The 13540-nt window shown below is 42.1% G+C and carries 8 protein-coding genes and 1 pseudogene; 4 read left to right on the top strand and 5 right to left on the bottom strand.

Features of this window, described 5'->3' with window-relative positions; translation table 11 throughout:
* Window positions 1-183: hypothetical protein (locus QVP90_RS09280; protein WP_288204181.1), on the top strand; the 183-nt coding region annotated here is incomplete at its 5' end.
* A gap of 330 nt (window positions 184-513) precedes the next feature.
* Here QVP90_RS09280 and QVP90_RS09275 read toward each other — a convergent pair.
* From QVP90_RS09275 to QVP90_RS09265, 3 genes and pseudogenes are all read right to left on the bottom strand, one after another.
* Window positions 514-1907, bottom strand: a pseudogene (locus QVP90_RS09275) (TolC family protein).
* 21 nt (window positions 1908-1928) lie between these two features.
* Entirely contained in the window at window positions 1929-5075 is a 3147-nt protein-coding gene (locus QVP90_RS09270) for an efflux RND transporter permease subunit (protein WP_007478366.1), read from the bottom strand.
* Between the two features lie 8 nt (window positions 5076-5083).
* The gene (locus QVP90_RS09265) at window positions 5084-6187 is read right to left on the bottom strand and encodes an efflux RND transporter periplasmic adaptor subunit (protein WP_005924556.1); all 1104 of its coding nucleotides are present in this window, start codon (window positions 6185-6187) and stop codon (window positions 5084-5086) included.
* A 218-nt stretch (window positions 6188-6405) separates the two neighbouring features.
* On the opposite strand from QVP90_RS09265, the gene QVP90_RS09260 reads away from it, so the two are divergent.
* Both QVP90_RS09260 and QVP90_RS09255 read left to right on the top strand, forming a co-directional pair.
* Window positions 6406-7464, top strand: a complete 1059-nt coding sequence (locus QVP90_RS09260; protein WP_021936256.1) for a sensor histidine kinase — start codon at window positions 6406-6408, stop codon at window positions 7462-7464.
* Complete coding sequence (locus QVP90_RS09255; protein WP_005924560.1) at window positions 7461-8177, top strand: LytR/AlgR family response regulator transcription factor; 717 nt, start codon at window positions 7461-7463, stop codon at window positions 8175-8177. The genes QVP90_RS09260 and QVP90_RS09255 overlap by 4 nt, the downstream gene beginning before the upstream one ends.
* Window positions 8178-8299: 122 nt before the next feature.
* Here the strand turns inward: QVP90_RS09255 and QVP90_RS09250 are convergent, their stop codons facing one another.
* Together QVP90_RS09250 and QVP90_RS09245 are read right to left on the bottom strand one after the other, a co-directional pair.
* Window positions 8300-10093, bottom strand: coding sequence for a glycoside hydrolase family 15 protein (locus QVP90_RS09250; protein WP_005924563.1), 1794 nt, complete (start codon window positions 10091-10093; stop codon window positions 8300-8302).
* Window positions 10094-10105: 12 nt separating this feature from the next.
* Window positions 10106-12358 (bottom strand): bifunctional alpha,alpha-trehalose-phosphate synthase (UDP-forming)/trehalose-phosphatase, encoded by a 2253-nt coding sequence (locus tag QVP90_RS09245; RefSeq protein WP_005924566.1) that lies wholly within the window; start codon window positions 12356-12358, stop codon window positions 10106-10108.
* Window positions 12359-12893: 535 nt separating this feature from the next.
* Here QVP90_RS09245 and QVP90_RS09240 point away from each other — a divergent pair.
* Window positions 12894-13502: a type 1 glutamine amidotransferase family protein gene (locus QVP90_RS09240; protein WP_005924571.1), complete on the top strand. Its 609-nt coding sequence runs from the start codon at window positions 12894-12896 to the stop codon at window positions 13500-13502.
* Window positions 13503-13540: the final 38 nt, after the last annotated feature.

Below are 13540 nucleotides of genomic sequence, written 5' to 3'. Positions count from 1 at the left end.
CCCTTCAAAAATGATTTTGCACAAAGTTTTTCAGTTGCTTTCATAATCCGAAAAAATGCACTAATTTTGTACTCGTTCAGCGAAGAAAAAGAAGTGCAAAACGGACTTTTCTACCATTTTATTTATAAAACATTGGTAGTCAACTGGTCTAATATGCTGCATCGGAACTTGAAAATGAGCTAAAAAAGTGCGGTACAACACGTATATCGAAAGTACTGAAAATCAGAGACATGAAATTGTGGGTACTTTCCATTCTCATTGTGAGTACCATATTTGTACCGATTAAAAGGCTAAAACACTTTCTTTCAATAGTATCAATGTGTTGCGTCGATATACAAGGCTCAGAATACATTCACATAGAAAAACAAGAGACTGACTCTAAACAATAAGAACCAGTCTCATTTAGTATCGACTAATTGGAATATAACAATTCCTTCATTGAAACCTTATTAATCATAATTATAAGATAAACATTCGTATCCCCAAATATAAATAGCTTTCCAAATAATCAGCTCATTCACTTCCTCCACCCAATGAACGATACAGATTAATGATTCCCTGTATCTCATCAAAACGATCTGAAACAGCATCCAACTCCGCTTGTAGCAATGCCTGACGGGCTGTCAATACCTCAAGGTAATTTTGTGAACTATGTTTCATCAACAACTCTGCACTACGCACAGCTGATGTTAAAGCAACAACCTGCTGTTCATCAAGTTTCAATTTTCCTCTTGCCGTCTGCCATTGTACCAACGCGTTATTAACCTCTGTACCGGCATCGAGTAGACTTTGACGGAAAGACAATAACGCCTCTTCTTGCTGTGCCTTGGCTACTTTCAAATTAGCAATATTCTGTCCACGATTAAAAAGTGGTTGTATAAGCGAGCCGACAACAGAAAACAACCATTGACCAGGATTGGTTATTACAACACCTGCTGCATTAGTCCACCCAGCAGAACCCGAAAGCGTAATTGACGGAAAGAATGCGGCTCGGGCTCGGTTTGTTACATAGAATGCAGCAGCCAGTACAGCCTCACTTTGTCGTACATCCGGACGACGTTGCAGAAGCTGTAACGGTACACCGACTAAAAGCGTATCAGGAAAAGACTGGCTGGAAAGTGTTGAACGTGTGATGTCTCCTGGAACAGATCCCAATAATGATAACAAGGTATTTTCCAATTCGGTAATCTGTCGTTCAAGTGAAAGCAATGAAGCATCTACAGACAATTTACTCGCTTCAGTCTGTGCAACAGCCATATCAGTGGTCTGACCGGCATTTTTAAGAGCTTTCATCACACGCAGATTCTCACTCCAGTTTCTGGCTGTACGACGACTGATATTGAGCTGTTCATCCAACATCAACAATGTATAATAACTATTGGCAATAGTAGCTATCAACTGAGTTTGTACAGCCTGACGGTAAGCTTCACTCTGTTCCAGTACAACACGAGCTTCCCGTTTAGTATTGGTCAGTTTACCGAAAATATCAATCTCCCAACTAGCCGAAGTAGCCAAATCGTAACTCTTGGTTGTTTTACTATGTTCCACCTTGCCTATTGTTCCTTGAGGGCTAAGGCTAATAGATGGTAAATATGAAAGACGTGCCGACTGAAGAAGTGCTTCGGCTTCTTCGGCACGAAGACGGGCAATACCCAAATCTGAATTATTACAAAGACCAGTCTCAATAAGTTTCTGTAAATGTGGGTCCGTAAACAATTCTTTCCACGAAAGGTCGGCAATGGAAGCAACACTGTCGGCAGGCGAAATCTGCTCCCACGCCGAAGGAAAAATCTCCCGAAAAAAAACCCCCTCCCACCCCCCGCCACATCAGGTCGCTTATAGGTCCGATAAACCGAGCATCCCCCCAGTACCACCGACAAGCATATACATATAATTATTTTCTTCATTGTACAAATATATTCTGATTATTAATCTTTTTTTTCCAACTTCGGCAATTGACGCTCAGGCATGAAACGTTCCTGCAAATATTGGAATATAATAAAAAGTACCGGTACAATAAAAAGTAGGGCAACCGTACCGATTAGCATACCGCCAACCGTCCCCACACCGATAGAAATATTACCATTGGCTCCCACACCCGAAGCAAACATCAGTGGAAGCATTCCAAAAATCATAGTCAGTGAAGTCATAAGAATCGGACGCAAACGAACTTGTGCAGCAGATACCGCTGCCTGGGAAATGCTCATACCTTGACGGCGGCGTTCTGAAGCATATTCAGTAAGCAGGATTGCCGTCTTAGCCAGAAGTCCTATCAGCATCAACAAGCCAATTTGCAGATAAATGTTATTTTCCAAACCGAACATTTTGGCAAAAAGGAAGCTTCCGGCAAGCCCAAACGGAACAGAAAGAATAACTGCAATCGGAACGAAGAGACTCTCATAAAGAGCACATAGGATCAGGTATATGAATACTATGCAAATGACAAAGATAATAGTCGTGGAACTGCCTGTTGAAGCCTCTTCACGCGACATACCGCCAAATTCATAGCCGTAGCCTGCCGGAAGTGTCTCCGCAGCCACTTCACGCACCGCCTGGATAGCCTGACCGGTACTGTAACCGTCAGCAGGGGTACCGTTAACACTAATAGCCGAGAAAAGATTGAAACGGGAAAGTGTCTCAGCTCCATATACACGCGTAAGTTTCAGATATTGCCCCACTGGACTCATCTCACCTTCATCGTTCCGTACAAACATATTATTCAACGCTTCCGTATCCAAGCGATATTCGGGAGAAGCCTGTACCATCACACGATATAATTTGGAAAAACGGTTCATGTTGGAAGCGTAGTTACCACCGATATAGCCAGACAATACTGAAAGTACATCGGATGGAGAAATACCGTTGCGTTTGCAACGAGAAGCGTCCACCTCCACCAGATACTGAGGAAACTTGTTATCAAAGGAAGTTGTAGCACGTGCAATTTCAGGACGGGCATTCAGTTTGTCAATCATCTGCCGTGTAATAGAAAGTAGATCTTCTATCTTTCCTCCCTTCTGATCCTGTACATAGATTTCAAAACCGCTACTCACGCCATAGCCCGGGATCATAGGGGGAGCAAAAACCATTATATCAGCTGAAGCGATATCGGCTGTACGGCGGTAAATTTCAGATATTACAGAATTAATATCATCTCCCTCTTCCGTACGTTCATTCCAATCCTGAAGACGGACAATGAACATACCATTAGCTGCCCCCTGTCCGCTAATCATAGCGTTACCCGTAATTTTAGAAAACATACGGATTTGCGGAATGTCCTTGATACGACGGTTGATCTCATCCATCACAAGCTGTGTCTCTGCCAGATTACTTCCGGGAGAAGTACGTACATCAATGAAAACTGTACCCATATCCTCCTGAGGCACAAGTCCTGTCTTGGTTGTTCTCATCAAGAAAAAAAGTCCGCTACCGGCTACCACCAGCAAGACTACGGCCAGCCATTTACGCTTGAGCATGAAAAACACACCACTTTTATACTTCATCACAACCCGATGGAAAGCCGTATCAAAAGCAACATGAAAACGTGAGGAGAAACTCATCTTTCCTCCATTACCAGTATCCGCATGTGGGGTCATGATAAGCGCACAAAGAGCCGGACTAAGAGTCATGGCGTTAAGAAGAGAAATACCTACTGCCACAGCCATCGTAAGACCGAACTGGGTATAAAACGTACCGGTCGTACCTCCCATGAACGATACGGGAATGAATACCGCCATGAAAACGAAAGTAGTAGTTACCAAAGCTGAAGTTATATTGCCCATAGCATCTATAGTGGCAAGATAAGGAGATTTGTAGCCCTCGTCAAATTTCGCCTGCACAGCCTCGACAACAACTATCGCGTCGTCCACCACCGTACCGATTACCAGTACTAAAGCAAAAAGAGTTAACATATTCAGGCTAAAGCCCGCCACAGCCAGAAATGCAAAAGTTCCGATCAAGGAAACAATAATTGAAACAGCAGGTATGAATGTGGAACGAAAACTCTGTAGAAAGACATACACCACCAAAATAACAAGGATTATAGCTTCAATAAGCGTTTTGATCACATTTTTGATGGATGCGTCAAGAAAGTCTTTCGTGCTCATCAAGTCAGCTATTTCCATGCCATTTGGAAGATTTTTTCGAATATCTTCTACTACCCTGTCAATCTCCTCAATAATTTCATTGGCATTAGAACCCGATGTCTGGGCAATCATACAATTAGAACCCGGATGACCGTTCACCTCACCTATATAAGTATAAGTACGCGATCCCAATTCGATAGTGGCCACATCTTTCAGTTTCAGTTCTTCACCGCCAGGAAGAGACTTGATAACCATATTCTCATAATCCTGTTCAAATTCATAACGTCCACGATATTTGAGCACGTACTGGAACGTATTTTCCGATTCAGTACCCAAAGTTCCAGTCGGGGCCTCAAGATTCTGTTCATCAAGGACTGCCGTAATATCACTCGGAACAAGGTTGTAACGTGTCATTTTACCCGGGTCAAGCCAGATACGTAATGAGTAGTCTGACCCCATTACATTAACCTCACCCACACCGGCTATACGAGCTAAACGAGGTTCGATATTAATTTTTAGATAATTATTTAGGAATTTCTCATCGAAAGAATTATCCGGACTGTACAAAGCCAAAGCTTTGATATTACTGGTTTGGCGTTTACGTACCGTAATACCGCTTCGTGTGACCTCGGTTGGAAGCAATCCCTGTGCGGAAGCAATACGGTTCTGCACATTCACCGTTGCCATATCTGGATCCGTCCCTTGACGGAAATAAATACGGATATTAGCCATTCCGGCATTGGTAGCTGAAGAAGTCATGTACATCATATTCTCCACGCCATTGAGGGCCTCTTCCAAAGGCACAACAACACTCTTCAGCACAGTCTCGGCATTAGCACCCGTATAGTTAGCCTGTACACTTACTGTAGGCGGCGCTATTTCGGGAAACTGTTCAACAGGTAATTGAACAAGGCTGATAATACCCAATATAAGGATGAGGGCGGAAATTACACCCGCCAAAATGGGTCTGTCAATAAAAGTCCTTATTTTCATGACGCAGATTATTCATTAGTAGTCGTGTAAGTATCTATTTCAGTTCCTTCGCGTACAAGACCAGCACCTTCGGCAACAATCACATCACCAAGAGACAGACCGGACTCGACAATATATTCCGTCCCGTTATTCAACCGAAATACATCAACCGGAGTTGACTTCGCCTTGCCATCAACCACTTTATATACGAAGACACGGTTCTGTAATTCATAAGTGGCAGCTTGAGGAATAGCAATCACACTGTCACGATACGAAGGGACAAATACCGTACCACTACCACCATTACGGAGTAGTTTCTCCGGATTGTCAAACTCCGCACGCAAACTTACCGCACCTGTACTCTCATCTATGCTCCCACTCACTGCGTTGATCTTACCGGAATGGGAATAAGCCTTACCATTGCTCAAGGTCAGCTCTACATCAGGCATCTCAGCCATTGCTTTCTGAAGCGAACCGTATTGTTGCACCAAATCCAATATCTGATTCTCATTCATTGAAAAATAGGCATAAATTTTCTCATCATCGGAAACTGTTACCAATGGTTCCGCAATATTGCTACCCACAAGAGCCCCCACACGATAAGGAATCATACTGGCAACCCCGTTAACAGGACTTTTAACTTCTGTATAAGACAGATTATTACGGGCATTGATTTCCTCTGCCCGAGCCTGAGCAAGACTGGCCTGAGCTTCTGCAAGGGAATTGCGAGCGGTTTGGAGATCAAATTCCGAAACCACATCCTCTCGGAACAACTCCTCTTTGCTCTCCGCCGTAAGCCGGGCAGTAGCCAGACGGGATTCCGCACTCTTTACATTAGCTATTGCCATTTCGAGTGCAGCTTTATAAGGAACCTGGTCAATAATGAACAATACCTGTCCTTTTTTTACCACGTCACCCTCATTCAAACGAATTTCTGTAATGATGCCATCCACCTGCGGGCGTATCTCAACATACTGCCTACCTCGCAAACTAGCCGCATATCCGTTTTTTAGTGTCCGATCAGTAAATTCCACACGAAGTGTCTTGTACTTGACACCCGGCTCTTGCTGTTGTTTAGAACTACACGAAGACAGCAATACCAAAACTGATAATAAAACGAAGAAAACTTTCATTATTTTTCTGTTTGTTTATTTATTATTATTGAATGAAAATTAGTTTCCCAAAACAGTCGGTGACAAATCTAAAAAGATTTTGCATACATTCTAAGAATGTGTTGACGAACAGTAGAAATGTGTTGACGAACGACAACAATCCAGCGTTTGAAGTATGAGAACAAAGAATTATCTTTGCAGAAACAACTTAATATTTAATATAAAAAGACCAAGTATAGATGTTTCTAAAAAGAATAAAGAAAAAAGTGAGGGGAACAGCAGAAAGTGCCGTTGCATATCCCAGAATAACCCTCTATGTAGACCTGCTCTTTTGTATAATCATATTGCCCCTAACTATCCTGCTTGTCCCAGTAGACAAATGGTTTGTAACTCAGCCTGCTTTTGTAGTGACGCTGGTCATATATCTTTACCTACTTTATTTCGTCTACCGCAAAGTGAGTATTCCATCACTGTTCATGCGTAAAAGGTATGGATGGATTATAATGACAGTTATCATGCTCTTGTTTGTAACTGAACTAATGACTCATTTCCCCTTGCCGGAAAATCCTCACTCCAAACTGCCTCTGGATTTCCGCCGCCATTTGCATTCCCAAACCGTATGGTTCTTTTTCCTTATCATATCCGGTTTTGGACTGGCCATTGAAGTCACCTTCGAACTTTTCCGTCAAATGCTTGCCCGTCAAGAAGTGGAAGCAGAGAAAAACCGCGCCGAACTGGCCATGTATAAAGCACAGATAAATCCACATTTTCTATTCAACACTCTCAATACTCTGTATGGACTGGTTATAACTAAATCTGACCTGACCGAATCCGCCTTTGTCAAGTTCTCCAATATTCTCAAATATATGTACCATAATGCCTCAGTCGAAAAAATAAACGTAAAAAGTGAAATAGAATATATCCGACAGTATGTTGAACTACAACAGTTACGTCTCAACCATCACACCAAGGTCATATTCGAGAGTCATACAGATCAGGAATATGTGAAAATTCCTCCAATGATCCTAATCACCTTCGTGGAAAATGCATTTAAATATGGGACATCTTCTTCCGAAGACTGTACCGTGCTCATACGGATTGTCGTAGAAGACGGTACATTACTTTTCAAGACATGTAATTCCATCATGAGAGAGAAAGAACAGGATAGCCCCTCCATAGGTATAGAAAACTGCCGAAAGCGTCTGAGACTACTTTATCCTGAACGTTTCACATTGCTTACGGAAAAGGATGAGAACAAACGGGAGTTCAGAACAAAATTAATCATACAGCTTTCATGAGAAAAATTAACTGCATAGCCATAGACGATGAACCCATCGCGCTATTTATCATCAAACAGTTCTGTGATAGAAAAGGAGGTATGGAAATAACCACCTTCTGTGATCCCCGCATTGGGTTGGAAGAAATCATACGGACAAAACCGGACTTAGTATTTCTTGACATTGAAATGAACGGTCTCAATGGTCTGGATGTAGCAAAAGCTTTACCTGTGGAATGTACCCTTATCTTTACTACTGCACACGCCAAATACGCACTCGACGGTTTCAATCTGGATGCCGTGGATTTTTTGCACAAGCCTATAGCTTATAAACGTTTTGAAAGGGCTGTGGAGAAAGCTATGCTACATATAGGAGGACTTACAGAACCATGGAATGAAGCCATGCAGGAAAATATTGTCGTAAAGCAAGACTACACCAGTATAACTGTACCTATTTCCGATATATTTTATATTGAAGCAATGGAGAATTATAGCAAAATATTCCGAATCTGTGGAGAAAATATCATTTCGAGACTTAATATAAAAGCTCTCCATGGAATGTTGCCCAAAAACTACTTTTTAAGAGTGCATCGTTCTTTTCTGATTCCATTAAACAAGGTCAGCCAATTCTCCAAACAGGAAATACATCTTCAAGGACTTGAAAGAACCATTCCCGTAGGGAGAAGCTATGCTAAGTATATATATGAAGTACTGTCTCAAAACAAAAGAAAATAGGGGGCATCTGGATAGCCACAAACGTACCGATGCTATCTTGAAATCTCTTATGCTGTCCGGAGATAAGTGACATGCCTACACAAACAAGGTTCTGTTTTTATAACCGATATCTCTACCATTATTTAAGGACGTATAAAAGATAGACTTCTGTCTTCTTCCGCAAACAAGATTGCCGTATTCACCAGTGCCAGATGGGAATATGCTTGTGGAAAATTGCCCAGTTGTTCTTTGGTATTGAAATCGATGTCTTCACTAAACAATCCCAAATGGTTTGCATATTTCAGCACCTCATCAAAAAGACACCTGGCCTCTTCTCTTCTACCTGTAACAAACAACCCTCGTATCAACCAGAACGTACAAATGGTAAAAGCGGAAGAAGGCATGCCAAAATCGTCCTCACTGTTATAGCGATACATCAATCCCTTATAAAACAACGCTTTCCGGACAGCTTCCACCGTCTTATGGTAACGGATATCATCAGCTTGGATGAACCCGTAAGGCTCCATCAGTAGCAAAGATGAATCCAACGCTTCGTTATCGTAAGCCTGAGAGAAACTTTGCATTTTTTCCTTCCACCCATGTTCCATCACATCCTGGCGGATATTATCAGCTTCCTGCATCCAGCGCTCGGAATCACCGTATTTGCCCAACATACGGGCTATCTTCACACCCCGATCCAAGGCCACCCAGCACATCACTTTAGAAGAAACAAAATGGCGGCTTTCCCCCCTGATTTCCCAAATACCTTTGTCTGGCTTCTGCCAGTCTTCCTGAACAGTGTCAAGAATACTTTTCACCATTTCCCACATGTCTTCTATCTCATCCAATGTTCCCGGCATCAAGCGATAATACTGGTAAATTAAGTCCATTAAATATCCGAAAGAATCATTCTGCCGTTGATGATACGCATCGTTCCCTATACGGACAGGTCTGGAATCTTTGTAACCAGAAAGATGCTCCAAAATAACTTCAGTCAATTTGCGTTCTCCGCGTATCCCATACATAATCTGATAGGATCTCCTGTTAGCAACAAATGTGGACTGTATAAATTTCATAAAACGCCTGGCAGCACCCGCATGCCCTACTCGGAACATGGTTTCGATTGACATGGAAGCATCCCGCAACCAGCAGAACCGGTAATCCCAATTTCGAACATCACCCACCGTTTCGGGCAGACTCGTAGTTAATGCCGCCAGTACAGCACCCTTATAGTAAGACATCAGTTTCAATACCAACAAGCTTCGTTCTATCACGTCATTATAAAGTGTATACTTTTTACTTCGATTTGTCCAGTTCAGCCAGTAAACCAACGTCCGACAATACTCCAGTTTTTCACGTTCAATATCTATCGGAATCACTTTTTCATTATAGGAAAGCAACATAAATTCGTCTTTTTCAAGCTGTACGGTTCGCTTCAACGAGATGTCCTCCAAAGGCAAGGAGGAATACAGATATTGCCTGTCTTTGCTATCGGAAGAACAATAAGTCTCGATATAATCAGAGGTTGTATTATAAATGACTTTCCCACGGGCATAATTCGGAGCTGGACTATATTTAATTTTAAACTCCGGTTTACCTCTTACCAGATGAATATAGCGGTACAGCTCCGCCGGAATATATTGTCCCTTACTATCATTCTTAAAACGATAACAGGGCATGAAATCGAGTACATCAAATTCTCCCGCTTCTGATAAGAACTTGGTAGAAAGTATATTAGTATGTGGAACATACGTTTGTAATATCCGATAATCAGAATTTACCTCGAAACCGAAGCAACCTCCCTTCTCCCGGTCGAGCAACGCTGCAAAAATAGATGGGGAATCAAAATCCGGGAAACATAACCACTCCACATTCCCTGTTTCGGAAATCAGAGCAGCAGTACGCCCATTGCCTACAACACCATAATTCAAATTCATCGTACAATCATTTTATAATTTCTTCAATAAACCTTTCAAAAAATCGACAGTTGTCTCTATACGCCTCTTTATCATTTCACCCTTACGGTGTCTCTGCTCCCTTCTGGCAAGTGCACTAAGAAACGGCAGGACATCCTGCTGTGAAGGTAAATTATAAGAGGCTATTTCCGAGATACTGCCAACCTTTATCGCCACCGCATTACGTGGTAATGCCTGAAACATGTCGTCATCGGTTGTATCATCCCCTATGGCCAAAATAAAATCATAATGCATATCAACCATCAGACGTTTTACTTCAGACCCCTTGTTATAATCAGGTGATTTTATCTCTACCACTTTGTTGCCCTGCATAATCTGCAATTTCTGCCGAGAACAAATGGAGATCAGTGCATTTACCAGTTGTTGGGCACGCAAAGCCCCCAACCATGCATCACTTTCCCTGTAATGCCAAACAAGAGCGGTCTCTTTCACTTCCAGACGGGCGCCCGGAGTTTTGCTGACAAACAATCGCAAAATAGACAGCAAACCGTTTTCCCAATCCATTTTTTTCATATTGTTGTGCCATACTCCATGTTCCTTGTAGAAAGCTCCATGTTCTGCCGCAAAAGAAACGGGAAGATTACCCAGCCATTTCTCCAATGTATAATGGTCACGCCCGCTATTTATCACCACATGGTTTGCCGGGTCATCAGCCAATCGCTGCAACAACGCGATCAGTTCCGGTGTCGGCTTCGCATCTTCCGGTCTGGCTTTGAAAGCAACCAATGTCCCGTCATAATCCAGTAAAACCAACCGGCGTACCGCCTGATCATACCGAAGTTTAAGGGATGCAATCGTAGCTGCCGTAAGCCGCTTATGCCGTAATTGTTCATTCTTCAAATAGGTGTTTCTCAGTTCATGGATAAAATCGAAAGCCCATTTATCCACTGTCTGAACGGATATGACGGCTTGCATACGTTTTAAGCGGTGTACCTGTTCTTGCACAGGCATTTCCAATGCATGGCAAATGGCATTCTCTATCTGCTCTGTATCGTTCGGGTTGATTTGGATGGCACCGGTCATCTCTACGGAGGCACCCGCCATTTCACTCAGTATTAAGACTCCCGGAGTATCAGACTTTGCCGCCACGTATTCTTTCGCCACCAGATTCATACCGTCACGCAAAGGTGTCACTAAAGCAATATCCGCCACACAGTACATGGCTACCAGTTCCTCCCACGTAAAACTGTGATAGAAATAACAAACCGGTGTCCAGTCCATAGTGGAATAACGCCCGTTAACAGAGCCTATTTCTTCGTCTATACGGGTTTTCAATTCAGCATAACTACCCACATGATCGCGTGAAGGCACAATGATCATGGCAAGCGTCACTTTTCCGTGGTACTCAGGATGATGTTCCAGAAAAGAAGAGAATCCATGCAGACGATGCAAGATACCTTTACTGTAATCAAGTCTATCTACGGATAATATCAACTTGTGATTTCCAAAAAGCTTGCGAGTATGATCAATAGCTTGCTTTACTTGAGGATTACAAGAGGCCTTATGATAGGAGTCATAGTTGATTCCCATAGGCAATGCATCTATTCGCGCCACACGATTTCCAAGTTGTACTTCATCCAATTTGAACTCAAGATGCAACACACGTTCCACGGCACTGATAAAATGCCGCATATAATCGTGCGTGTGGAAAGCAATAAAATCAGCTCCCAATAAACCTTTCAATATTTCAGCCCTTTCCGGCAGTATACGGAAAAGTTCGTAGGAAGGGAAAGGTATATGGTGGAAATAACCGATGCTCAGATCCGGATAGACCTTGCGCAACATGGCGGGTAACAACATCAACTGATAGTCCTGTACCCAAACCACGTCTCCTGGACGTATCACACGGCAAATTTCATCACAAAACAGCTGGTTCACCTCTTTATAAGCTTGCCAGAAAGATTTCTTATACAATGTATAGGCATAAAAATAGTGACAGAGAGGCCAGATTGTACTGTTACTATAACCTTCGTAGTAATCCCTGATTTGTACTTCCGTAAGGAATACCGGATGAAAGTTCATTTTATCCAGTTCAGAGGTAATTTCCAATTTTTCCTCTTCTTTGTCAACACACAATCCTGGCCAACCGATCCAGTGTTTCTCATAGGAAATCTGAAGGGAATTAAGCCCGGTGGTCAATCCGCCTTCACTGCGTACAAATGAGAAAGTCCCATCTGCACTGGTAACCTTTACCGGTAATCTGTTTGATATAATATAAAGTTTCATGACATTTCTATATCAATATATATACCAATATGGTCAACTACAACACAACACACTGATAAATAATCAACTAACAAGAATATATTCAATTGCACATATCTCCTAAAATGAAAATCCCCTTTCCATTTTGAAAGAGACAGGGATTTCATACCGGCAGTAAATTACTAAATGCCCATTATTTGTATCAATAGTTGAAACTTTTTCTCTACAAAAACACCTTTTAGAAAAAGGAAGTGAGGGAAATGGTACTTCCCTTACTTAAAGAGAATGCCAACCAAATGCTAAAAAGGTAAAGGATATATAGCAAAAAAAGAGTTGACAATTAATTGCCAACTCTTCTCTAAATATACTTTGATTCACTTGTAACCACCAAAAACATTGCTTATCTTTGTGTTACAGAGATATTTGAAATGATGCAAAGCAATGTAATATGTGGCAGGACTTTCACTACTATATCATTACCTGCCTTTTTAAAGAAACGCTTTTAATCGCTGATGTCCCATAAGAGAAAATATCAACACCAATAATAAAAAAGACAATGAAAAAAGAAATTCTGTTTGTACTGTTAAATAACTTTGCCGATTGGGAAGGAGCTTATATTGCCCCGAACCTCACTTTGGGTGTTGAACCCGGAAGTGAAAGCAAATATGTAGTTAAAACTGTGGCTGTCACTAAAGATCCGGTAGTATCATGCGGTGGCTTTAAGGTATTGCCCGATTACGGTATCGACAACATTCCTACCGATTATGCAGGAATAGTACTCATTGGCGGTATGAGTTGGTTCACTCCGGAAGCTGAAACCATCGTTCCTTTGGTAAAAGATGCCATTGAGAATCGAAAGTTAGTAGCAGGAATCTGCAACGCTTCAGTCTTTCTTGGAATGCACGGTTTTCTAAACAAGATAAAGCACACCAGCAACGGATTGGATTACCTAAAGGCTTATGCCGGGGCAAACTATACAGGTGAGAACTTCTATATAGACGGACCAGCAGTCAGAAGTGAAAACATTGTAACCGCCAACGGGTTTTCTGCTCTGGAATTCTGCCGTGAAATACTCTATGCGCTGGAAGCAGACTCTACCCAGAAGATAGAGAGAAGTTACCGTATGCACAAAACAGGTGTTTGGGAAGACCCGGAAATGGAATAAACGGAATAGGCTGGATACAGATATAGTACAGAAAAACG

The organism is Bacteroides sp. CAG:189 (genome assembly GCF_000432295.1).
GTDB classification, from domain to species: domain Bacteria; phylum Bacteroidota; class Bacteroidia; order Bacteroidales; family Bacteroidaceae; genus Bacteroides; species Bacteroides salyersiae.
The sequence above is the reverse complement of the archived record's forward strand: the minus strand, read 5'-3'. Positions and strand labels throughout refer to the sequence as shown.

Bases quoted from the DNA above. Each gene is read 5' to 3' on its own strand.
- QVP90_RS09270 (WP_007478366.1), bottom strand. From the start codon at position 5,075: ATGAAAATAAGGACTTTTATTGACAGACCCATTTTGGCGGGTGTAATT.
- QVP90_RS09265 (WP_005924556.1), bottom strand. From the start codon at position 6,187: ATGAAAGTTTTCTTCGTTTTATTATCAGTTTTGGTATTGCTGTCTTCG.
- QVP90_RS09260 (WP_021936256.1), top strand. From the start codon at position 6,406: ATGTTTCTAAAAAGAATAAAGAAAAAAGTGAGGGGAACAGCAGAAAGT.
- QVP90_RS09255 (WP_005924560.1), top strand. From the start codon at position 7,461: ATGAGAAAAATTAACTGCATAGCCATAGACGATGAACCCATCGCGCTA.
- QVP90_RS09250 (WP_005924563.1), bottom strand. From the start codon at position 10,093: ATGAATTTGAATTATGGTGTTGTAGGCAATGGGCGTACTGCTGCTCTG.
- QVP90_RS09245 (WP_005924566.1), bottom strand. From the start codon at position 12,358: ATGAAACTTTATATTATATCAAACAGATTACCGGTAAAGGTTACCAGT.
- QVP90_RS09240 (WP_005924571.1), top strand. From the start codon at position 12,894: ATGAAAAAAGAAATTCTGTTTGTACTGTTAAATAACTTTGCCGATTGG.